General features: G+C 45.9%; 19 protein-coding genes. 5 read left to right on the plus strand and 14 right to left on the minus strand.

The genetic code is table 11. The features are described 5' to 3' along the window. Positions 1 to 220 precede the first annotated feature (220 nt). Positions 221 to 622 carry a hypothetical protein gene (locus NDA03_RS02220; protein WP_190415053.1) on the plus strand — a complete coding sequence of 134 codons (402 nt, stop codon included), beginning with the start codon at positions 221 to 223 and terminating at the stop codon, positions 620 to 622. 111 nt (positions 623 to 733) lie between these two features. On the opposite strand, the gene NDA03_RS02225 is transcribed toward NDA03_RS02220, so the two are convergent. After that, positions 734 to 1,252 (minus strand): DUF2231 domain-containing protein, encoded by a 519-nt coding sequence (locus tag NDA03_RS02225; protein WP_190415052.1) that lies wholly within the window; start codon positions 1,250 to 1,252, stop codon positions 734 to 736. 127 nt (positions 1,253 to 1,379) lie between these two features. Then, complete coding sequence (locus NDA03_RS02230) at positions 1,380 to 2,126, minus strand: DUF2993 domain-containing protein (RefSeq protein WP_347276033.1); 747 nt, start codon at positions 2,124 to 2,126, stop codon at positions 1,380 to 1,382. Positions 2,127 to 2,586: 460 nt separating this feature from the next. Here NDA03_RS02230 and NDA03_RS02235 point away from each other — a divergent pair, with 460 nt between their 5' ends. Both NDA03_RS02235 and NDA03_RS02240 read left to right on the plus strand, forming a co-directional pair. Beyond that, positions 2,587 to 3,624 (plus strand): hemerythrin domain-containing protein, encoded by a 1,038-nt coding sequence (locus NDA03_RS02235; protein WP_190415051.1) that lies wholly within the window; start codon positions 2,587 to 2,589, stop codon positions 3,622 to 3,624. A 555-nt stretch (positions 3,625 to 4,179) separates the two neighbouring features. Next, the gene (locus NDA03_RS02240; protein WP_348237168.1) at positions 4,180 to 5,229 is read left to right on the plus strand and encodes a hemerythrin domain-containing protein; all 1,050 of its coding nucleotides are present in this window, start codon (positions 4,180 to 4,182) and stop codon (positions 5,227 to 5,229) included. Between the two features lie 344 nt (positions 5,230 to 5,573). Here NDA03_RS02240 and NDA03_RS02245 read toward each other — a convergent pair whose 3' ends face one another. Next, positions 5,574 to 6,434, minus strand: coding sequence for an SDR family oxidoreductase (locus NDA03_RS02245; RefSeq protein ID WP_348237169.1), 861 nt, complete (start codon positions 6,432 to 6,434; stop codon positions 5,574 to 5,576). 131 nt (positions 6,435 to 6,565) lie between these two features. Beyond that, positions 6,566 to 8,104 carry an FAD-dependent oxidoreductase gene (locus NDA03_RS02250; protein WP_348237170.1) on the minus strand — a complete coding sequence of 513 codons (1,539 nt, stop codon included), beginning with the start codon at positions 8,102 to 8,104 and terminating at the stop codon, positions 6,566 to 6,568. Between the two features lie 231 nt (positions 8,105 to 8,335). Here NDA03_RS02250 and NDA03_RS02255 point away from each other — a divergent pair, with 231 nt between their 5' ends. Beyond that, a complete protein-coding gene (locus NDA03_RS02255; protein WP_190429988.1) occupies positions 8,336 to 8,731 on the plus strand; it encodes an S-layer homology domain-containing protein in 396 nt (131 codons plus the stop codon). Between the two features lie 362 nt (positions 8,732 to 9,093). On the opposite strand, the gene NDA03_RS02260 is transcribed toward NDA03_RS02255, so the two are convergent. The 8 genes from NDA03_RS02260 to NDA03_RS02295 form a co-directional block, all read right to left on the minus strand. Beyond that, the gene (locus NDA03_RS02260) at positions 9,094 to 9,693 is read right to left on the minus strand and encodes a DJ-1/PfpI family protein (protein ID WP_348237171.1); all 600 of its coding nucleotides are present in this window, start codon (positions 9,691 to 9,693) and stop codon (positions 9,094 to 9,096) included. 5 nt (positions 9,694 to 9,698) lie between these two features. Then, positions 9,699 to 10,835 carry a serpin family protein gene (locus tag NDA03_RS02265; RefSeq protein ID WP_348237172.1) on the minus strand — a complete coding sequence of 379 codons (1,137 nt, stop codon included), beginning with the start codon at positions 10,833 to 10,835 and terminating at the stop codon, positions 9,699 to 9,701. A 54-nt stretch (positions 10,836 to 10,889) separates the two neighbouring features. Then, on the minus strand, positions 10,890 to 11,315 hold the full coding sequence (locus NDA03_RS02270) for a TIGR02588 family protein (RefSeq protein WP_190415885.1): 426 nt from the start codon (positions 11,313 to 11,315) through the stop codon (positions 10,890 to 10,892). After that, complete coding sequence (locus NDA03_RS02275) at positions 11,312 to 12,196, minus strand: TIGR02587 family membrane protein (protein WP_190415884.1); 885 nt, start codon at positions 12,194 to 12,196, stop codon at positions 11,312 to 11,314. The genes NDA03_RS02270 and NDA03_RS02275 overlap by 4 nt, the downstream gene beginning before the upstream one ends. A 458-nt stretch (positions 12,197 to 12,654) precedes the next feature. After that, positions 12,655 to 13,671, minus strand: a complete 1,017-nt coding sequence (locus NDA03_RS02280) for a peptidoglycan-binding protein (RefSeq protein ID WP_242033283.1) — start codon at positions 13,669 to 13,671, stop codon at positions 12,655 to 12,657. A gap of 65 nt (positions 13,672 to 13,736) precedes the next feature. After that, positions 13,737 to 14,207: a nitrate reductase associated protein gene (locus tag NDA03_RS02285; protein ID WP_190415882.1), complete on the minus strand. Its 471-nt coding sequence runs from the start codon at positions 14,205 to 14,207 to the stop codon at positions 13,737 to 13,739. Positions 14,208 to 14,347: 140 nt separating this feature from the next. Beyond that, on the minus strand, positions 14,348 to 15,745 hold the full coding sequence (locus NDA03_RS02290) for a chloride channel protein (protein ID WP_190415880.1): 1,398 nt from the start codon (positions 15,743 to 15,745) through the stop codon (positions 14,348 to 14,350). A 302-nt stretch (positions 15,746 to 16,047) separates the two neighbouring features. Continuing rightward, positions 16,048 to 17,556, minus strand: a complete 1,509-nt coding sequence (locus NDA03_RS02295) for a NarK family nitrate/nitrite MFS transporter (RefSeq protein WP_190415878.1) — start codon at positions 17,554 to 17,556, stop codon at positions 16,048 to 16,050. 1,010 nt (positions 17,557 to 18,566) lie between these two features. Here NDA03_RS02295 and NDA03_RS02300 point away from each other — a divergent pair. Further along, positions 18,567 to 18,800: a hypothetical protein gene (locus NDA03_RS02300; protein ID WP_190415875.1), complete on the plus strand. Its 234-nt coding sequence runs from the start codon at positions 18,567 to 18,569 to the stop codon at positions 18,798 to 18,800. Between the two features lie 59 nt (positions 18,801 to 18,859). Here the strand turns inward: NDA03_RS02300 and NDA03_RS02305 are convergent, their stop codons facing one another. Together NDA03_RS02305 and NDA03_RS02310 are read right to left on the minus strand one after the other, a co-directional pair. Continuing rightward, positions 18,860 to 21,106: a nitrate reductase gene (locus NDA03_RS02305; RefSeq protein ID WP_348237174.1), complete on the minus strand. Its 2,247-nt coding sequence runs from the start codon at positions 21,104 to 21,106 to the stop codon at positions 18,860 to 18,862. 92 nt (positions 21,107 to 21,198) lie between these two features. Further along, complete coding sequence (locus tag NDA03_RS02310; RefSeq protein WP_348237176.1) at positions 21,199 to 22,821, minus strand: ferredoxin--nitrite reductase; 1,623 nt, start codon at positions 22,819 to 22,821, stop codon at positions 21,199 to 21,201. Positions 22,822 to 23,057 lie beyond the last annotated feature (236 nt).

Here is a 23,057-nt window from a genome sequence, read left to right on the forward strand (position 1 = left end):
AGCAGGCTTCTGCATCCAACTGAGCTTCATAGCACACAGAAGAGTTCAATATTTCCTTCTTAAGTAGGAGATTAATTTATATCCTAGTTGTTATTAATTACGCAATCTTATATAAATTTTTTATACTTTGACGATCTAATACTCAAGGTAGAGTATAAAGGTATACCAAAAATTATATTCTTAGTTTCTAAAGCTGAATATTGTTGGGAGAATAATAGTCATGAATAATCAAACAGATAACGTAGACAGCAGTCAACGAGTTGGTGAAGATAACTACGATCGGGGGATTGTACCTGCTGAAACCGCAGCACGTAGAGAAAGAGAGGGGAATGCATTTAAAACAACTCCCGGAAAAGATGATGAGGAAAAATCCCCTACTAACGATCAAACAAATGATGGAAGTATCGATACTACAGATGGCTACACGGTAGACAAAGAGGGTCTTTTAAATAACTATGCCATCGAACCCGAAATGTATGTGAACGAACCTGGAGACTTGAAAGCCAAAGAAGAAGCCGAGGCTGCCGAACGCGCTGAAACTGTCTCAGAATTACAGGACGATGAAGAAGGGAAGCTGACGATGGAAGGTGACAAGCGTCATCAAGGGCCAGGATTGATATAACGCAGAAAAATTTAGCTTTTGCAGCTTCTACCCTTTAGCGATGCTAAACAAGTGTAGAGGAAATTTTTAAATTAATTGGCAGGCGACGTGGATGTCGCCTGCTTATTTTTTCTATCTATTTGAATCCCCGTAGCCGATCACAGCAACTTTATGCCGATAGACTAGCTCGGCTCCGTACCAACCCGACAAACCGAGAAGGGTTGCCACAATAATTGAGATTGTAAGCCCTGTAGGCAATATGGCTCCTGAGGTATTGCCCCAACGCAGTGCAAAGTTGGCAATTGTCAGCCCTAGGGCGGCGACATTCAGTACCATGTGTGCCCAGCCAGCACTGCGCTTGCGAACTCGTTCAATTCTCAGAAAGTCCATCATGCCGCTTAGGGCTGCAAGCACCCCGCTTGCCAAGCCAATGCCGATTAGCCAAAAGGAGGCTTGTGCCCAGAAGAGATCTTTTGTCCACCAGTAGGCGAGATCCGCTGCTGCTGGCGTGGTCAAAAAAGCAATGGGAAAGGTGACGATCAGTGGATGTAGGGGATGTCCTGCGATCGCGACTGTGCTCGTCACCCCGCTATCTTGATAATCGGTCTCATCACTTTCAATCAGCGGCGGGATATTGGGAGTTTGTGTCATGTTCTTCTCTATGGATTCTAGGAGTTAGACGAGTGAAAGCAAGCGATCGCTATTAGCTATTAGCTTTGGGTTGCCGATCGTAACCCACTCAGCTAACCACGAATAGCGAACCGCAAACAGTTCATCACTAGCCTGAAGGAATTTGCTCCACGCGCGCTTCCGCCAAAAGCGTCATTTTTCCCGATTCTAGATTTAATTGTTTGATGCGAAGCGACATTCCTTGTAGATCGAAGTTACTTAGGTTCAACAGTTCGCTCGATTTTTCTAATAGCGCCGCCGTCAGTTCCGGGGAGAGTTCCTTGCCTTCGGTATACTCAACGTCTTCCAGATTGACCTTCTGCCCATTTGCACCAACTCGGGGCACTGCTGTAAAGGCAATTTGCGTGGTTTCTCCAGATTCGCGCAGCAGCACGTCGGCACTCAATGCAATTTTGTTCTCACCGGGTAGGCGAAAATCTACTTTTTTAGTGTCAATAGTCATCGGTTGTCCATTGACTGATACCTGCATACTTTGCAGCTTACTACCGACAAATTCCGAGTTAAATGCCCGGTTGATGTCTGCTTCCGTCAAGACAACGTGGGTCGTTGCATCAGTGGGTTTGGTTAATTCAATTTTGCCAAAAGCAGCGCTGAGGGGATTGATGGAGATGCCACGCATTTCCATTTTCATTTCCTGCATCCGGAGGTCTTTGTTCATAACCAAACCTTCACCTTCAACGGTGACTGAATCCACCTGTCCCTGAACCATTTTCAGTGGATCGCTCTGGATATCTACCGCTAATTCTTCTACTTCATCGAGTTGGCTAGATAATCCTATTTCTGCTGCTTTGTTAAGTGCCTGCTGCCCCAGAGAAGCATCCTTATTCGTCGTCACGCCCTGTCTCCTGCCCTTGTCTTAATTGAGTCTGTTATTGAGTCAATCTAGCGACCCGTATTAAGAAGTGTATCTGCCTGATGGTGGAATGGTGACAAAGTGATCGGCTATACACAAATTTAAACTCAATATTTCATTCTTAAGATAGTGGCACAAAACTGTTTTTATAATAATTAGCTTGTCAAATCTCCGTCATCAAAGTTCAGGCTATTTTAACTTTTCAAATATGATTTACGATAGATGCCGAATAACCAAAATAAGAATATACTAAGCCAACCAAAAAAATAAAAGTCCTAAGGTTTTGAATCTTTTCTATCTTTGGATAGAGCCAATAAAAATTGGACGTTATAAAAAGGATAAATAAAGGGGATATCTCAAAAGACAGATGAATCTACTCGACAGAGATGACTATCTTCGAGATAGATTCCGATCCTATGATTATTGAGTGGAGAACAAAAGAATGGTAACGACACTAGATGATACCAAGCGCATAGCGATTGGCATGAAGTTGGCAGATATGAAAGCGCTGCAAAACTTGCTAATTGCTAACGAGCAAAAGTTCATCTCTGCGCTCGCCGATGATGATCTTCGCAAGCGCATACAAGATATGCTTGATGACGATCAGAAAAACCTCGGTGTTCTCGATACTGTAATTATTCAGTACGGTGTCAAAGCCGAACCCAAGGAATCCACAACCAAGATAATTGGTGAAGCTCAGAAACTAATGGAAAGTTCTGAACTGACTTTGTTTGAAAAAGTATCTCAGCATGAATTGCTTAAGCATAAGCAAACCATGACGGGTCTACTGATTCACAAAGCTGCTCAAGTAGTTGGTGCTGATGTTGAAGCTGCCATTACTCCCTTGAATACCGTTAACTTTGAGAACCGCGCTCACCAAGAGCAACTGAAAGGTATTCTGGAAATTCTGGGTGTTCGCGAACTAACCGGACAAGAAGCCGATCAAGGACTGTGGGGACGGGTTCAAGACGCCGTTGCCGCATTATCAGGGGTATTTGGTAGTGCTGTCACCCAAACCTCCGACCGTTCTGATATGACTATCGGTGAAATTCTTCGCATGGATCACAGCAAGGCGAAGACCTTGTTTATGGAAATTGAGAATTCCAACGACGCTCAAAAGATCCAAGAATACTTCGGTCAGCTTTACAAAGACTTGATGGCTCACGCTAAAGCCGAAGAGCAAGTTGTTTATCCAGCAGTGCGCTCCTATTATCAGGACACGCAGGATCTGTATAACGAGCAAGCTGAGCAAGCTCGGATGCTGGATGAAATTAAGGCGATGAGTCCTTCTTCTTCTGAGTTCAAAGCGAAAGTTCGTCAGCTAAGCGACGCTACCAACCATCACATTAATCAAGAAGAGAACGAGATGTTCGCTAAGCTGCGCGATAATTTCAGCAGCGAGCAGCAACAACAAATGGCAACCGAGTTCAAATCTGTTAAGAGCAAGCTACAAGACCAGATGGCAGCTTCTAGCAAGTAGTAGTGCGCGCGAACAGAATTAACTCTGTAGGGAGGTTTGGAACGTAGCTTCCCTATAGTTAATAAGTGCGATCGCTAACTGCCATCGCTGGAATAAAGCAATTAAATCTAGGAGGGTCTATAAGCTATCCTCTTAGATTTATTTTATTGACGAGTTAATTTTTCTTGAGCGCGTAACTTTACGTTTTCTATTGAAGGAATATTGAAGGAATAAAGTATATCTATCCTCTTTTAGGTGTGAGATACCATTGGTTCAGATCTCCAGCTTTTTAGAGAGGTCGAAGAACTCACGTTCACAAATCATTTACAGCGATATATTCTTTAAACTTGTTTAGATGAATTAACCAATATACTCAAAAACCCTAATTTTGCGAACTATCAAAAGTAGAAGTTTTAATAATTTGAATTCCAAACAAAAATCTATAAGTTAAAAGTATTCATCTCCTCTATAAACCATACTTTTGGATTCAGTCGCGGGAAAGATGAATTACCTTAAGAGATTGTGAGATTATTCATAAAGATTCAAAAATCATAATATTTCAAAGAAGGAACAAAAATGGTATCAACACTGGACGATACAAAGCGCATTGCGATCGCTCAAAAATTGGCAGACATGAAAGCGACGCAAAATTTAATCATCTCTAACGAGCAAACCCTGATCGGTAGCTCTCCCGATCAAGATGTGCGCGATCGCTTGCAGAATATGCTCCAGGACGACCAGAAAAACCTGGGCGTTCTAGAAACGGTAATTGTTCAGTACGGCGTTCCCTCTGAACCCCACGAGACAGTTCAGGAATTTGTTCAGAAGACCCAAGAATTAATGTCTGGTGATAAGCTGTCTCTCTACCAGAAATTAGTTCAACACGAACTCCTGAAGCACGCTCAGGCGATGAGCGGTATCGTAGTTCACAAAGCTGCTCAAGTCGTGGGTGCTGATATTGAACTGGCGATTGGACCTTTAAATGCTGTTAACTTTGAGAACCGCGCTCACCAGGAACAACTCAAAGGACTGCTAGAACTCGTGGGTGTCCGCGAACTGACTGGAAAAGACGCAGATCAGGGACTGTGGGCACGAGTTCAAGACGCTGTTGCAGCCTTGTCTGGTGTGTTTGGTAGCGCCGTCACTCAAAACACCGACAAGCAAGATATGAACATCCAGACGCTCATCCGCCTGGATCACAATAAGACCAACACCATCTTTACAGAAATTGGGGCTACTGACGATCCTCAAAAACTCCAAGAGTATTTTGGGCAGCTCTACAAAGATTTATTGGCACACGCTCAAGCCGAAGAAGAAATTGTTTACCCCAGAGTTCGGTCTTTCTACGGTGACGACAATACTCAAGAGCTGTACGATGAGCAAGCCGAAATGAAGCGGATGTTGGATGAAATTAAAGCGATCAACCCTGCTTCTTCCAAAGACGAATTCAAGTCAAAAATTAAGCAGTTGATGGATGCCGTTGGCGATCATATCCGTCAAGAAGAAAGCACGATGTTTGCAGCCATTGACAACAATTGCAGCACCGAACAAAAAGAGCAAATGTCTAGCGAATTCAAAGCTGCCAAGAGCAAAATTCAGCAAGAAATGGCAGCTTCGACGAAGTAATCGGAAGCACGCTCAACCTCTAACGCCATACCTCTCTAAACTTAACTGACGTTTGCACTCCCACCACGTAAGTGGTGGGAGTTTTTTTAGTTCACTAAGCAAATACACGTTCCGACACTAAAAGTGTAGCTGTACATAAACAAAGCCTGCCTACGCAGACTAAACTAAAACTTCTTCAGCCTACGGGGAGCAGCTTTTGTACGCCCAAGGCCTACCTTTCAAGGTTAGGGCGTATGCCCTAGGATGCACCCCCTCGCTAACTTCTAACATCTATCAAAAAACCCGTTTTCTGGTTAGAAAACGGGTTTCTATTTTTTCAAGAAAAATCGGTAGTCATCTCAGCGTTAAGTATTGACAACATCGCCACCGTTGGGATGCAAAATCTGACCGGACATATAAGAAGAGTCGTCTGATGCCAAAAAGACGTAACTAGGCGCAACTTCTTCTGGCTGTCCAGCCCGTTGCATCGGCACTTGTTTACCAAAAGAGGCAACTTTTTCCTCTGGGAAAGTTGAGGGAATGAGCGGCGTCCAGATGGGACCTGGGGCGACGCCATTCACGCGAATTCCCTTTTCCACCAGAGATTTTGAGAGCGATCGCGTAAAGGCAACAATGGCCCCTTTAGTAGACGAATAATCGAGCAGCTGCTGATTCCCTTTATAAGCTGTCACCGAAGTGGTGTTGATAATCGCGCTGCCTTCTTTGAGGTGCTTGAGTGCAGCTTTCGTCAAGAAAAACATTGAGAAAATGTTAGTCCGGAACGTGCGCTCAAGCTGTTCGGCAGTGATGTCTTCGATGCTTTCTTGAGGATGCTGTTCGGCAGCGTTGTTAACAAGAATATCGAGTTTCCCAAGCTCCGCAACCGTATTTTCTACAGCCTGCTGACAGAATTTTTCGTCACCAATGTCGCCAGGAATCGTAATACATTTGCGCCCTTGTTCTTCTACCAGCCGTTTCGTTTCTTGGGCATCATCGTGTTCGTTCAGATACATGATTGCCACGTCAGCGCCTTCTTTGGCAAAAAAGATAGAAACTGCGCGACCAATGCCGCTATCACCGCCAGTAATCAACGCCACTTTATCGCGTAATTTGTTACTACCTTGATATTTACTATCGTCTGCCTTGGGGCTAGGCGTCATTTCTGATTCGGTACCCGGTCGATGGTCTTGATGTTGGGGTGGTTGTAGCTGTTGTTCTGCTGGCATTAGTGTGTCCTTAAACTGTGTCTAAAAAAATGAAATCCAGAGAAGATTTCTTGTTTCTATTCACCCAACACGCTAGCAACCCTCCAGATTGACTTAATCAATCTGGAGAGGGAAAAGAAAAGTGAATGTAGTTAACTTTTTGTTGTAAATTGACTGGGCAATTCTTTTTGATCGAGATCCGTAATCGGCGGGCCATTGAGTACCTCACCCGTAGGGCTGAAACGTCCACCGTGGCAAGGGCAATCCCAAGTTTTTTCGGCGTTATTCCAGTCAACAATGCATCCAGCGTGAGTACACACTGGAGAAAGCGAACAGAGATAATCCGTCTCGTCGCGGTAGACGGCATATTTCTTCCCGTTGATGTCAAGAATTTTGCCTTCGCCTGGTGCTACGTCCGAGGGTTCGTTGCCCTCTGATTTAAAAAGCCGATCCGCTACAAAGTGCTTGGCGACGCCCAGATTCTCCGTCACAAACCGCTGAGCGCTGGCTAGGATATTCGCGCGATTGGGGTCGTAAAGGTCGCTCCAGGGATTCGTCCGTCCCAGAATCAAGTCGCTTGTTAGCATCCCGCCAACGGTGCCGAAGGTCATGCCGTTGCCAGAATAGCCGGTAGCAACGTAGATATTAGAATTCGCTGCGGTTTTCCCGATATAGGGTAGACCATCGACCGGCTCGTACAATTGAGCTGACCAGCGATAATCGATAGAGGCGACATCATAGAGCGATCGCGCATACACTTCCAAGCGCTCGAAACACGCCTCATTATCCACATCCTCACCCGTCTTGTGGTCTTCACCGCCAATAATCAGCAGGTCTTTGTAGCTGCGTGTATAGTGATACGGCTCCTCGGTATCCCAAAACAGTCCTGGCGGTAATGGCGATCGCAATCTCACTCCAATAACGTAAGAGCGATACGGGGCAATTTTCGTGGTCATTACATACAAGTCCGGGAGACTGTTCAGATTGTGAATCGGCGTATGAGTAGCCATAATCACATCTAGCGCCGTTACCGTCCCCTGTTCGGTAGAAACTCGACTCGGCTTGTCTCCGGTGATATCGACAACAGATGACTGCTCAAAAATAAAACTGCCACCACCGTCAATCGCCTTCGCAAGCCTTTGGAGATAGGGAATCGGGTTAAACTGCGCTTGATTGGGGAACATCACCGCCGCTTCTACCGGAAATGGCAGTGGCACATCCTTGGTCAAAGCAGCCGGAATCACTAACTTGCTAACCGCTTCCGCCTCTGACTCAATTTCAGACACATCCTGGGATTTTTCAGTGTAAAGATATCCCGGCACTCGCTGAAAATCACAATCAATCTTCTCTTCTGCCACAAACTTAGCAATGCGTTCAATCGCCGCACGACTGGATTCTGCTACCAGCTTCGCATCCGTGTCGCCCAAGGAGGAAATCAGGTCTTGGTAGCGTTCGTCAGCAGCTTCGGTGAGGTGGGCAGTCGTATAGCCGGTGACACCACTGCCAATTTGCGATCCCTCGATTACTGCAACCCTTAATCCAGCGCGTTTCAATAGCAACGCAGCGGTTAAGCCAGTAATGCCGCCGCCTACAATGGCAACATCTACGGTAATATCACTGGTCAATTGCGGGTATTTTGTCCCTTCTGTAGTGTCGAGCCAAACAGAGACGGAGGTTCCTGGTAAATTCATTCAGCGTTCTCCTGAGACAGTATAAATTTTTATATCTAGCGCTTTACCTATTACTGGGATAACGTCTGAAGGCGGAACCTGGTATCTGTAATTAGAAGTAAGTAAACTTTGATACTTTTCCCAGCAGCAATCAACACATAGCTAGTTGATTTTCATTACAATAAGATATAAAAGTTTCTTTTTCAGCAGACTTCAAGTTACCTTTTTGCAAGTTAAGTGGAAAGAATTAAAATGTCTAAATTTTTTAAGACTCTACTTTTATATAGTCCAGCCGTTTTGGGAATGGCCTTGCTGTTAGCAAACAGTGCAGTTGCACAAGAAGCGATTCCCAATAATCCAAATTCTCAAATGCCACTTCTAACAGAGCGTTATGGGTGTCTCAGTGGAAATGGCGATGGAACTTTTCAAGGCAATCGGCCTGTAACTCGGTATGAATTTGCTGCCGGTTTAAATGCCTGCTTAAATCAAGTTGAACAACTCATTGATAATCCTGCTGGAAATCGAGTTAATCAAGAAGGGTTAACGGTTCCAAGAAGCCAATTAGAAACCTATCGATTAGAGTTGGAGCGTTTGCGTAATCGAGTAGATAAGCTGGATACCCAGACAAGAGAACAGTCGAGCCAGTAGTTTTTTAAAAACAGAAAAAAAGAACGGTTGTGATTGAGGAACTGGATTTCTAATCAAATACTTCTCGATTAGTGATGTTACATCCAAAGAAAGCCCCCAAACCCTCTTTTAAAGCTACCGTATACGCGCAAGACTTCTTTAACTTGCAAGTCCCGTTTTGATCCCCCAACCCCCCTTAAAAAAGGTGGCGAATTAAGTCAAAGTTCCCCTTAAAAAGGGAGATTTAGGGGATCAATCAACTTTTTGCCCCTTAACCCAAGATGTGCGTACACCGTAGCCTTAAAAGGGGAGCTAAGACCGAATCGCAAGTGTAGGTAGCGCTAAGACAAGTAAATTATCTAACTTCGATAGGATTGAGACCGTTAAACCGCAACCATTTCTTGATGCTCAATCTTCGTTCCCAAAAGTTTCAAGAATTCTGCCAACCAGTTAGGATGAGCAGGCCATGCAGGTGCTGTTACTAAGTTACCGTCAACCATTGCCTCATCTGGTGGAATATGCACGTAAAGCCCACCTGCCCGGTTAACATCCGGGCCGCAAGCGGGGTAAGCGGTGCAACTTCTGCCTTCTAGCACTCCCGCTGCCACCAAAACTTGCAACCCGTGACAAATTGCGGCAATCGGTTTATTTGCTTCGGCAAAGTGGCGGGTGATTTCTAATACTTTCTGGTTCAAACGGATATATTCTGGCGCACGTCCACCAGGAACGACTAAGGCGTCGTATTCTGTCGCTTCCACTTCATCAAAGGTAGCGTTTAAGGTGAAGTTATGACCGGGTTTTTCACTATAAGTTTGGTCGCCTTCAAAGTCATGGATTGCGGTTCGCACCTTGTCCCCTGCTTTCTTATTGGGGCAAATCGCATGGACAGTATGCCCAACCATTTGTAATGCCTGGAAAGGCACCATTACTTCGTAGTCTTCAACAAAGTCACCGACAAGCATCAAAATTTTCTTTCCAGTCATTTCTCCTAACTCCTGTTTGATTGCTTGGATGTTGCAGTCTGTGGCTCCATAATAGAACCCATAAACAGCAAACTTCCAGTATCATCATCCCGAATCGCGCAGAAAAACGGGCGGTCAACCACCATGCTAAAGGGAGGGTCGGGGGGACCGAATGAGGCTTCTATACCAGTTGCGGCGGCGGCTTCGGTTCCTTCTTCGTTGACTTCGAGAAAGGTTTTATGGATGACGCTGGCAATGGCAATGTCTTGGGCAGACATCTGCTGGAAACCTCCTTCAAAAGCCATTCCCATCCCCAAGGCAATCAGGGCATCATTGAGTGCTACTTCATACTCTAGCTGAAAGCGGGGTAAAACAAGTGTTCCTTCCTCTCGCCAGAATTGGTAAATCCATTGATTCCAGTTTTCAGCGTTCAGATTTTTGTGGAATGCTTGCAAGTTTGAGTCTTGATCTGGAAGGAAGATGTACATACTCACCTGTTCACTACCGTAGGGTAAATTAACCGCCTGAAAGTTCTTACCTTGGTAGTAGCGGTAGGTTCTGTGCTGAGACATCATCGGGTACTGTTTCTGCGTCCCATCAAGTAATGTAAAGGCTCTATCGTGTGTATTTTCTTTATCGAAAGGGCTTGCCCAAATACCTTTAAAATAGATAGCGTTAATTAGGATTAAAACGGTTTGAGGGTCAAGCTTTTGGAGAATTGTCTCGATTTTGCCGTGGGTGTTTTCGCTTACCCAGTTGTTAATAGTTGCCAAAGCATCGGAACTGCTAAAGTCCAGGTTGGTTACTTTTGCACCGTAGAACTCTTGGGTTCGCTGTAAAAAATCCCGCTTAAATTCGACATCCTGCTGCGCCCAAAGCGAATTAGCGATCGCTAACTCCACCTCGTTATCCAGATTTTCTAGCGATTGTTTCAACTGTAAGTTAGCTTCGTTGACTTGTTGCAAGCTCATTTCTTGCAATTCCAGCGCGATCGCCATTGCCGCTTGTGTCTGCCCCACACTGCCGTTATAGGTCATTGAGAGCGCGATCGCTATGCTTGCTGGAGAAACAAAAATGTTTTTGTCAGGCTCCTGCTTTGTAAGTTCCCTAAATAATTTAAAGGCAAATTGAGTATTCGCTGCGACAAGCTTGTTATTAACCATTGCATCGTTTTCAATAATTACAGCGAACCGGGAAATGAGCAGTTATCAAAAAACTTAAGGTAACTTGTAGCTAGAGACTCGCACGACTAACTCGCCATCGCGGGGATTGCGGCTAAAGATAAATGCGCCTTCTTCCTTTTCGCCGCCGGAGAGAAAGTCAATTTGTTGTTCGCCAGTTTCTTCAACTTTCCCATTAACCCGCAACTCGGCAATAATCTGGACTGATTCAGCAGTTTCTCCACCAGTATTCGTCACTTCAAAAGGGATGTAGAATTGCTCTTGAGTTTGACGAAGTTCTCTTTCCTTCGCGGTGACTGATAGAGTCGGGGGTTCATTTTTCTGGGTTGCCCAGTCATACAGCACCAGTCCTACGAGTAGCGCCACAATAGATGTCGCGATCGCAAAGGAAACCCATTCCGCAAGCGATCGCGGCGGTCGTTGCTGTTGGGATGAATTGCTATCTTGATTCGTTTGGCTCATGCTAGCAACCTTCCTGCTGCGCCACCTACAGTGGCTGGGAGTCCTAGTATCAATGTATAGCTCAACCACATTTGCCACGGATCGTCAAAGCTCAGCTGGTGGAAGAACCACAACATAAATGTGGCTGCCAGAAGCGACACTAAATAGGAGCAAACAGTTTCGCTTAAGGGACGCTGAAAAAGTCCTTGCTGTTGTTTCCGTTGTTGTTGATTAGTAAAGCCAGCCTGAAAGACAATCCCATAAGAAATTAACAGCGAGGCAACAATAATCGCAATCAGCCACGGAGGGGAAGAAGCGGCGACTAGCATGGGGATTTCGTCAGTAGGCGCAATGTTAAAGGCAATAATCGTCGCACCGATCAAAGTACCTCCAATATCTGCCAAGGTCGCATTGAGGCGGGTTTTGTCTGGTTGTGGGGGATTTTCATCGCTGTTGGGAGATTGATAGCGATCGCCACTTAAAAAAGAACGCGCTAGCGCCACACCCAAAGCAAACGGTACACTCTCGAAGATTATTTTTCCTAATGCTTCACCCAAAGAGGTATCGAAGGTGATTTCGCGCAATAAAATTAGGATACTTGTCGCGCAGACGACGCCGATAGCGATCGCTTCAATGGTATCCATTACGGCTTCACCCGGTCGAATATCCTTATATTTGCGAAAGCCTTCGGTGCGATTGAGCAGGAAAACGACGATAAACGTGGCAGCGATCGCAGCTAGCATCACGGGCGGTTCCGTGAAAGACCCAATCCACCAGACTTCCATCGTGTACAGTAGCGGAATTCCAAATAAAAACCCACCGGCGGCACCCCGCAGTAGATCATCCCATTCTTTCGACCAAATGTTTTCGGGTTTATGTTTTGGAGCGCGTTTAATCTTCATTAGGGGGCATCGACTTTTCATCCGCTTATGCCAAGCCAAAAGTCATTCTCAAGCAACCAAGCCAGAGGCAATAACAGATGAAGCTAGCGGTAAGCCGTTCGTCAACTTATTCCTTAAATGTTATCAAACCCTGACTCTTGAATAAGCAGTCCTCTTTAAGTTGTAAATTTTTTTAGCAACCGCGAAGACGCACTAGCGAAGTCATGCGCGTTAGCGCTATAGAGTGCAAAGAAAGGGTAAGAAGAGAGATCCAAGATTTTATGAATGAAAGAGGACTGCGATTGCAATCCTCTTTGAGTTGTGAAGAAACAAGCTGCTCCAGGACGCACGGCAAGATCCACGAGAACAGAGAATTTGACAACTGCTGCAAGGATTGCTGTCGAAGCTGACAAAAGCTAGGAGGAAGAGAAGATTTTGAATCGTTTGTTTTCCTAACTCCTGGCTTTTCTACCCGATTTTTAAGTTGTTTTACGCCATCTTTTCCCAAACTCATCGAGGGTTGCTTTCGGAATCTGCGTCTGAAGCCACTCCAGCGCATCATCTTGATGAGGCAAGCCTTGGTAGTATTTGCACATATTCACCAGATTAACTGGAGGCACTTGCGTGGGGTTGGTGAGCGCATTCCAGGTAGTTGTTCCCACAACTCCATCCGCCTTTAACCCTTGGGATTTCTGAAAAGCAATCACAGCCGTTTCTGTGCCCGTACCAAAACTACCATCAATGGGACCAGGATTAAAACCTTTGTCCTTCAAAAACTGCTGCAATTGTTTGACTTTTTCTCCTCGCGATCCAACTCTTAAGGAACCATCGTCTGTCGGAACACCGATTGCACTCAACTTTTGACGAACGGCTTGACGCAAACGGGGTAGTTGAGCGTATAACCAATCACCAGGGCAATCAGTGGCAGAAAAATCTCGATGCCCTTTGATATTATCAGGAGAAATTTTGCAGGAACTGCAAATTGAAACGCATAAATCGACTAAACTATTCCATTGTTTTTCACCCATCTGATGGGTCATGAATCTGCCTTCATTTTCAATTCCCGGCGATTCATTGCCTAGAGCACTGCCAGCATGAGACGAGCGAATACACAAACCTCGTTTAATTTTTGCTAAAGTGCCATTTCTTCCTTCTAGGAGAACGCCGTCCGTTGTATTCAAAAAATTATGACCGGAATCCCACCAGCCGAAAACATCCATGTGGGTATTCTGAACACTTTTGGCAAATTTTTTCGCTCCATCCACAGTTCCTTTCGATATATGGCTGGGGGGATTGGGCGTATCGGTATGGTGAACGATCACGTATTTAGGTGTGGTTTCCTCTGACCACTGTTTGGGGGGTCTGGCCCCCCACTCCTGACATGAAATAACGCTAGCGGTAAAAGGCATGTTGAAGATGTCCTGTAAAGTTGACGGCAGATGAATAATGAGCGTGATGGGACAAACCACAAACGCTTTCTCTAGCACTGCCAGCATCGTTTGTAACCTAATAACTATGCCGCAGCAAGGTAAGTAGCAATTTTTTCACATTTCTTGATAGCTCAGATTAAGTGAAATTCTTGGAGTGCGGGTAAAAAGTTTTGGTTTTCGTGACTGGGGCGGCTGAGTTTGATGAGAGCAAAGCGTTGGGCGGGAGTGAGTTCTGCCCATTGTTGGGGTGTCAGTATTGCTCCAAATTCTGCTGCCTTTTCCTGAATGTTAGCCGGTATTTTTGTAGCATCCATCCAATCTGGATGAGGTTCTATCGGAAGGTCGCTGGGAGAGACGCCTGTGTGTTCTACAACGAATTGGTGCAGTAATTTCCGGTAGGCTTGAGCTTCATCTGTTGTGGTACAGGGCATCTCTACCAGGGTTTGTCGTTCCGCTTGACTAAATTGGTGCCAGTGAGGCAATTTTAGTTTGACGCCGCAAGTGTCTAATTTCATCCGCACCTGCATCGGAATGCAACGCAAGGACTCTACAAAATCTGCTTCAAACTGAAAAAAATTATTGGTGGATTTGTCAGTCTTCATTCATTTTCTGGGTAATTAATTCATTAAAAATAACAAAAATTTTGATGAATAACTTCTCAAAGAAAAAGCTCCTAAAGGCATAAACTGCGACTACTAGGAGCATTACCACAATCGTAAAAAGCTTTCAATATCGGCAGGATTCAAGGGCTGGTTTGTGGAAAGTCACTAGCAGCAGTATATAGGGGCAGCGAGGTGGGGTTTTGCAACCCGGTCGGCGTGCGCGATCGCTGCGTTTGAATCAAGGAGACTTGGGTAGTCAACAGGAAACTGACAAAACTGGCAATCACCAGAACCGGCACCATTGCGGTGTCTGAAAGCACGCTGAGAATTACAGTGGAACTAATCGGTGTTTTTGTCACCGCCACGTTCACTGCCGCCATCATGCAAATCATACCGATTGTCGGGTGGATTTGTGGAAAAGCCAGAGAAATCGCCAAGCCAACTGCTGCACCAATGTAAAACAGCGGAAAGATGAATCCTCCCCGGAAACCGGAGTGGAGAGTGAAACTAACTGCTAGCATCTTCGCAAACGCGATCGCGAGCAACATCGTCACTCCAAACGTCGAACCTGTTTCGACAATCGTATGAATTTCCTTTTCGCCAAAAAATAGGGTCTGGGGAAACACTAAAGCAATCAGCCCAATTGCGAACCCTCCCAAAGTAGCCAGCGCAATCGTGTGGTGTTCGATGTATTGAGTCAAGTACCCAATACTCCGGAACAGAACAATAAAGATGATCGCAATCAGCGCCCCTAGCGCCCCCAGCAGTGCGCCTTGACCTAAATTCACCAGGGAAAGCTTAGGAGGTGCGACAAAGTGATACATCCCCCCAATCGTCAACCCCGTGTTAAATCGAAACACAAAAAAGCTTAAGATTGCCGAAAGCACGGCAGGAATGAGCGCTTCGTAGTATTCCAATCCCCGACGATGGGGAATTTCTAGGGCGAAGAGTGCGCCACCCAAGGGCGCACCGAAGAAGGCACCTAGTGCCGCACTCATGCCACAGAAAGTCAGCACGCGGGTTGTCGTCAGGCTCAGATTGAGCTTTTGACCCAGCCAGCCGCCAAAACTGCCATTGATTTGTACTAGCGGGGCTTCAGGGCCAGCACTGCCACCAGCTGCAATCGAAAATAGTGAGGCAACAATCATTGCCGGAGTTTGGCGTAGGGAAATTCGTCCTGGATCGTGTACCTTATCAACGACTAGAGAAACTTCACCGGGAAGTCCCATGAAGTGCAGTGTGAGACCGACAAAAAATCCCCCAATTGTGGTAGCAATCCACACGTAATTCCAGGCGGGAAATCCGCTAGGGAAGTAAGGATTCAAAACACCAGGCAGCGTGTGCCAAACAAAATGCAGGCTTAATTCCAGTGCGTAATAATAAACCGTTGCAACTAATCCTCCAGCAATTCCAATGACTGCCGAACAGAGAATAATTTGCTGATAAGTTAGTTCGCCTGCACTGTTGGAATCGTTAGGTAATGTATCAGCATATACGTTATGCTCGTTGCTGGCAGTTGTTCGATCGGGAGACGACATAAAATCTCCTCAAAGTCACTAGCAGTGTGAGTAAGAAAGCAAAGTTAACTTAATCCCAAATCACCCGTTTAGGTGTATTAAAAACAACTTTATCCAGAAAGAATGTTAATAATCTATCTAAATTGGTAAGGAAGCATGAGTAGCCAAGCATATCTCTAAACCCGCTCAACACGCCATAAAAATATAGGGGTGACTTTCAATCTCACCCCTACTCGGTTGGTTTTAGAAAAAGACAGTTATTAAACCTAAGTTGGGATAACTTTTAACACCTCATTTATTCCCAATTAGGACTTCTACCAAAATTAATTTTGTTCGCGTTCGTGCGAGAAAACGGGCGTTTTTGAGGATGTTATTCCGACTTCTTCACCTTCATGAGAGCCTTCCGGTTCTTTGAGAAGAAACGCACAAAGACTAGCCGAAATTAAGCCAACAATTCCTAGCATCTGGAAAAATATGCGATCGCCCGCAGCATCCTGAGGTAAAAAGCTATAGACGGTGAGGTAAATTACCGCTCCTACGTTGCCATAAGCACCCACGTTACCAGCAATCTGACCCGTTACGCGCCGCTTAATTAGAGGAACAATTGCAAAGGTCGCACCTTCCGCTGCCATGACAAAGAAGGAAGCAATCATGGTCACAATAACTACCCCGAACAGGGGTATATTTGCACCCAAACCGCTAAACACTAGATAGCCAATTCCTGTGCCAGCAAGCGTTGCTGCCAGCGTCCACTTCCGGCTGCCAATCTTGTCAGAAATTAAGCCACCTCCTGGACGAGCCGCCAAGTTCATAAAGGCATAAGTTCCGGCAACTCCCGCTGCTAGCGCCTCTGTCAATCCAAAGCCTCTTTGAAAAAACGTTGGGAGCATGGAAACAACAGCTAGCTCTGAGCCAAAACAGGCAAGATAAGCAATTTCTAAATTGACGACTTGACCAAATTGATAGCGCTCTTCAGCAGAGTAGCGCTTTTTACCAGTCATCAAGCTGTGATTTGCTTTCCAACAGTTATAAGCTTGGAATGCATACAAGCACAGCAGCAGAAACCAGGTGACATACAGTTGAGTGATATTGAGAAATTTAACTTGATTTAAGCGCCAAGCAATGACGCCCAAAACGCCGACTAAGGGAATGTTGCTAAGTAATAGAAACCAGAAGTCTTTCTGGGTAGTCACTTCTATTCCGGCGCTGCTTTGGGGACGTTGGTAAACCTTACCTGGAGGGGTATCTTGGACGTTTAAGTAATAAACAATTCCGTAGATAGCGGCAACAATTCCGGTGAGCGCGATCGCAAACCGCCAGTTAACTTGACCTGCCCCTAAAAAGGCAGCTGCTGTGGCAATTGTCGGGAGGGTAAACGCTGCACCTGCCGAGCCAAAGTTGCCCCAGCCGCCATAAATGCCTTCTGCTAAGCCAATTTCTTTCGGGGGAAACCATTCCGCCACCATCCGAATGCCAATAACAAATCCACACCCAACGATGCTCAGCGCTAAGCGGCTTAATACTAATTGGGAAAAATTCTGTGCAAATGCAAACATCAGGCAAGGAATCGCCGCATAAATTAAAAGGCATGAATAGGTGATCCGAGGACCGTAGCGATCCAGAATCATGCCGACAATAATTCGAGCCGGAACGGTGAGCGCAACGTTACAAATAGCGAGAGTTCTGAGTTGGGCTTCATTTAAACCTAAATCTGCTTTCACCGCTGTGGCAAAAGGGGCGAAGTTGAACCAAACGACAAAGGTTAAAAAGAATGCAAACCAGGTCAGGTGTAAGATGCGGTATCGACCGCTAAATGACCATAATCCGGACATTTCAGAACCTCTTCTTTTCAAGTAAAGTATGCATCAAAGCGGGAACTGTTCTTGGGTTAGCGTAAATTTTATAGATTCAATCGGGGATATAAATCCTAGGTAAAAAATTTACGTAATTAGGCGCTTGCCACGGGGTTCGGTCTATTTTTTGCTTGAAAGTTTTCAAACATAAAATCTCACCTTATCGAGCCGAGCTGCCGAACGTTAGTTTTTTTAGCAATAAGCGCTTCTGTTAGAGTAATGAACTGAATAATCTGAGTTCGTAGAATTTGTTACAAAAGACAGATTTCTTTTGAAATCTCTATCTTGTTAGGTATTGTATCTGTATTGTGAAGTATTCTTTCTTCTCCATTGCACATTTTGCATTCAACTCATGCAAAATGTGTAATAGAGGGATTATTTTTGAGTATTTCCTGAGCGATAACCGTTTGATTTTTTCAAGCAAATAACTTCCCTTTGATCAAAGGGAAGGTATGAGAAGTTTTTACTAAAGCTGCTTTCCTCAGCTTGGATTTTTAGACCGATTTCTCTGCTGCTATTTTCTAGTTAGGCGTTCTAGAAGCTGTCTGTATACATCTGTCACATCTTACTAAGTCAGCATTTATTAATAGGTTTTGCGGATAGTCTTGGAGCCATTAGATTGTAAGGGCTTCAAAAAATTAAATGATATTGATAAGTCTCTATATTTTCAGAATGCGATCGCGTTATTTGGTCGGAGAGCCAGAATCTCTCGCAAAATTAGATTAATCCTATGTGAGCATTTCCTGACATTGACTCCTCTCTAGACACGGATGGTGGTTGCATCCCTCAGCGGGTTCTGCAAACTTGCTAAACCTGATTTCCTCCTTTTGATAGGTGCAGTATTCGCTGAAATTCATCACTACCTAGAAAATCAAGTTCAGGCTATTTTAAACTTTTGTAAAAGAAGATTTTTGTATATTCAGCTACAGAATTTTTGCTAGATTTAAATAGACACACAATTTTTAGAAATTAATCAAAAGGTTTTAGTAATGAAAACGCAAGAACGCCCCCAAGTATTGATAGCGGAGGAAGAACCCTCTAATCCATTGATGGTAGTGCTTTTGGTTACGGTGGTATCGATGATTTTCGGTTTGATTCCGGTTGTTTATAGTTCAACGTTTGCAAAACTCCAATCCCAGACACCAATCGCGCTGGGAGAGGCAGGCTTGTGGAGCGCTTTTGGAGAAAAAGCAGATAGCGTTCGGGTTAACCCAGAACAGTAAGCTTTTGGTAGAAATTTAGGCGTGAAAGCAGATAGAAAATCAAAGCTTTTGCGATCGCTTCAAACAGGCAGCGGTGAGGACAAAGCTTTGGATTGAGTCTCTGGAAGCAAACACTCCTCAGAGATCAGATGGGCAGCAATCGGCACCAGTTGCACGGCGCAAGCTTTCAGTTCGGGTTGCAGAGAGTCGGGACAGGATGCGGAGTGAGTCAGGGTATTCGCTTCGGCATCATCCGCCCAAAGATCGCCCCAGTGAATGGGGACAAAAACTGTACCGGGAGAAATGGTCTGAGTGACTTTGGCTGGGAATCGAGAAGTTCCGCGACGGCTTCGCACTTCCACCCAGTCATTCTCCTGAATCGCCAACTTCGCAGCATCGCGGGGATGAATCTCAATGAACGGTTGCGGATGCATTTGGCGGATTTTTGCAATCCGTCCGGTACGAGTTTGCGTGTGCCAGTGCCCGTACAGCCTGCCCGTCGTCAGCACAAAGGGGAAGTTTGGATCGGGGGGTTCTGCGAGTCCCCGCGAGTGTTTAGCAACAAAACGCGCCCGTCCATCCGGTGTCGAGAAGCGCAAGTCAGTGTAAAGCCTTTTAGGAGTGCTGTGGGAAGATTTTCCCGGTTCCTTTTTAATGTTTAATTTTTCCTTTTTAAGGGGTTCGGGCCATTGAATCGGGCCTTCTTTTTTCAAACGTTCGTGACTAATGCCCGTTTGGTCGCAGAGGCGATCGCGGGTTAGCTGCACAAATTCATCATAAATTTCCGATGAGTGAGTATAAGCAAACTGTTCGGGATATCCCAACCGACGACCCACTTCTGCAAAGATTTCCCAATCTGCCCTCGCCTCCCCCAAAGCTTTGCGGAAAGCTGGACACAGGGTGACGACTCTTTCAGAGTTTGTCATCGTCCCCGTTTTTTCGCCCCACTGCGCCGCCGGGAGTAGAACGTGAGCAAAAGCAGCGGTTTCCGTGGGATAGTAGGCGTCTTGATAGACCGTAAAAGGCGATCGCTTTAGCGCCGCTTTCGTTCGTTCCAGGTCTGGCATACTTACCGCCGGGTTCGTCGCTGCAATCCAGAGAAACTCTACCTCTCCCGTCTCTAGTCCGGTGATAATTTCCCAAGCGCTGCGACCGGGAACCGGCGAAATCTTCCCAGCGGGAAGCTTCCAAAACTGCTCAACTTCGGTTCTCTGCTGGTTATCCTTGACTAAACGATATCCAGGCAACAAATGAGCCAAACCCCCTACTTCCCGTCCCCCCATCGCGTTGGGTTGACCCGTCAGGGAAAAAGGGCCGCTTCCGGGTTTGCCAATTTGACCCGTTATCAGGTGCAAGTTGATCAAGCTGGAGACTTTCGCAGTTCCTTCGGAAGATTGGTTCAAACCCATCGTCCACATAGAGAGGACTCGGTTAGAATCAGCCCACATTTTGGCAACGGTTATCAACTCATCTACGGAAATGCCGCAGCGTTCGGCGACCGCTTCCGGTGGATAGTGTTGAATCACCTCAGCGTAGGTGGAAAAGCCTGCGGTGCAATCCTCAATGAATTCAACATTCATCTTGCCCCATCGTAGAAGCAAATGAGCGATGCCATTGAGTAAATCGATATCCGTACCGGGTCGAATGGCTAGATGCAAATCGGCGGCTTCAGCGGTTGTGGTGCGACGCGGATCGACCACAATCATTTTGACGTGATGGTTTTGTTTATGGTGTTTCCGCAGCCGATTGAAGATAATCGGGTGACACTCTGCTGTGTTGCTACCGATGATAAAAGCACAGTCGGTTAGTTCTAAATCTTCGTAGCAACAAGGCGGACCATCGGAACCTAGGCTGTAAAAATACCCCGCCGTGGCGGAAGACATACACAGGCGCGAGTTGGTATCGAAGTTATTCGTGCCCAAGATTCCTTTAAAAAGCTTTTGGGCAAGGTAGTAGTCTTCCGTGAGGAACTGACCAGAACCATAGAGACATAGGGCATCTGGGCCAGTGGAGTTTAGGATGGAACCAATGCGACTGACAATTGCATCTAAGGCTTCCTCCCAGGAAGCGCGACGGAAGGGTTCATCCAGAGAGTCGCGCATCATCGGGTAGAGGAGACGGTTTTTATCAATCGATTCTGAAACCGTCGCTCCTTTGACACATACCATACCTTGACTGGAGGGATGAGAGCGATCGCCCCGCACTTTCCAGATCGGATTTCCTTGGCTATCTCGATTTGTCTCCCGATTTGCAGCCGCTGGCGGCGAAACTTCTAAGCCACAGCCTACGCCACAGTAAGGACAGAGGGTTTTTGTTGAGTCACTCATGGCATTCGTCATTAGTCATGGGTCATGGATCATGGGTCATTAGTCATCGGTCATCGGTCATTCGTAATTAGCAAGTGACTAATGACGCATGACTAACGACTAACGGCAATCTCTGCTTCTAGCTTTTCTTGTGGCTGCTTGGGGATTGCCCCAAAATGTTCGATTAGCAAGTCTCTCACCACTGACTTGAGATCCTCGCAAGGAACCTTTTTCATAATCTCTTTGCCCAGGTGTGCATCTTTCCCGACCTTACCACCCATCCAAATATCCACCGCTTCTACGGTTTGACCATCTTTGCGCGTCTTTGTACCGATGAAGCCAATATCTGCAACTTGTGGTTGACCGCAGGAATTTGGGCAACCTGTCCAGTGAATGCGAACCGGATGCGGTTGAATTAACTCTTCCTCCAGTTCCTGAATCAAGGCAAGCGCCCGGTTTTTCGTTTCAATCAGCGCAAAGCCGCAAAACTCGCTACCTGTGCAAGAAACTAGCCCCCGATTCAAGATGGCTGGATCGATAGACAACCGTTCTTGAAGCAGTGGTTCTTCTAAGAAGGGACTTAAGCGCGTGTCCGGGATATTCGGGATAATCAAATTTTGTTCGACAGTCAGACGAATCTCCCCGCTGCCATAAACTTCCGCCATTCGCGCAAGTTCAAACATTTCATGGGCATACAAGCGACCGACAGGGACGTGCAAACCGACGTAGTTCAGTCCGGGTTGCTTTTGAGGATAAACGCCAATATGGTCGCGCTTGTCCCAGTCAATTTCATCTTTTTCAGCCGCCAATTCCAGCGAATGCCCTAGTTGTTTTTCGACTTCCGCCCGAAACTTTTCAACGCCCCAGCCCTCAATCAGGTACATAATCCGGGACTTTAGCCGATTCTCGCGGGGACCATTATCCCGGAAAACCTCCAGCATTGCCTTACTCAAAGGCACAGCTTCTTCAGGAGGAATCCAAACATCGAGAGGAATGGCTTCTACATACTGATTCGGCGCAAAGTAGCCGCCGACGATGACGTTAAATCCAATGGTGTGGTTTTTGTATGCGGGGATAAAGGCAAGGTCGTTGATTTCGGCATGAACGGAGTTATCCCGACCCCCGGCAACGGCAATGTTAAATTTTCGGGGTAGGTTGCTGAGTTCGGGATTGCCCTCACCGTTATTGGTAATCATGTCCTGAAGGCTGCGGACAATGCCCCGTGTATCAATCAATTCAGCCGCATCAATGCCTGCAACTGGCGAACCCGTGATGTTCCGAACGTTGTCCATTCCCGATTGAATGCAAGTCAGACCGGCTTTTAACAAACGGTTGAATATCTCTGGGATATCCTCAATCCGAATCCCTCGCAATTGGAAATTTTGTCGGGTGGTAATGTCGGCATTTCCCTGGTTTTGAAATCCCGAACCCGTGCAGTAGCGTTGCACGATTTCAGCCAGTACTCGCATCTGAGTGCTGGTCAAAATGCCGTTGGGTATCCGCATTCGCATCATGAACTTGCCGGGTGTCACCGTGCGATGGAAAAAACCCAACCACTTTAGCCCTTGGTTCCGCTCAAACTCGTCCATCGCCTCCCAGCCAATTTGTGCAAAATGCTCCAGTTCTTGCTTCAGCAATAGGGGATGTTTTGCAGCTTTGGCTTTTTCAATCTTATTTAGTTTTTCCGTAGGCTTGGTTGCCTTTATTGCTTCTGTAGGGGTGGTTACGTTTGTCACGGTTCCTCCTTGCGTACCTAGATCTGGCGCAATTGCACGTGTAACCGCACAGCTATTGTCGTTAAAACTGCTTTTTCTGCTAAGTTAGGCGCTTTTGTAAATTGAAACGGTAGACTTTGTTACAGAAGCTGCCTATTGCCAATGAAACCTTTCTTTTGAAATATTTTTAATTTTAAAAGTCTATCTTTATGATTACTTGCCAAACAGGATATTATTGGGGCACTGAAGATTAAATT

The organism is Trichocoleus sp. Lan (assembly GCF_039961855.1).
GTDB lineage: Bacteria > Cyanobacteriota > Cyanobacteriia > Cyanobacteriales > FACHB-T130 > FACHB-T130.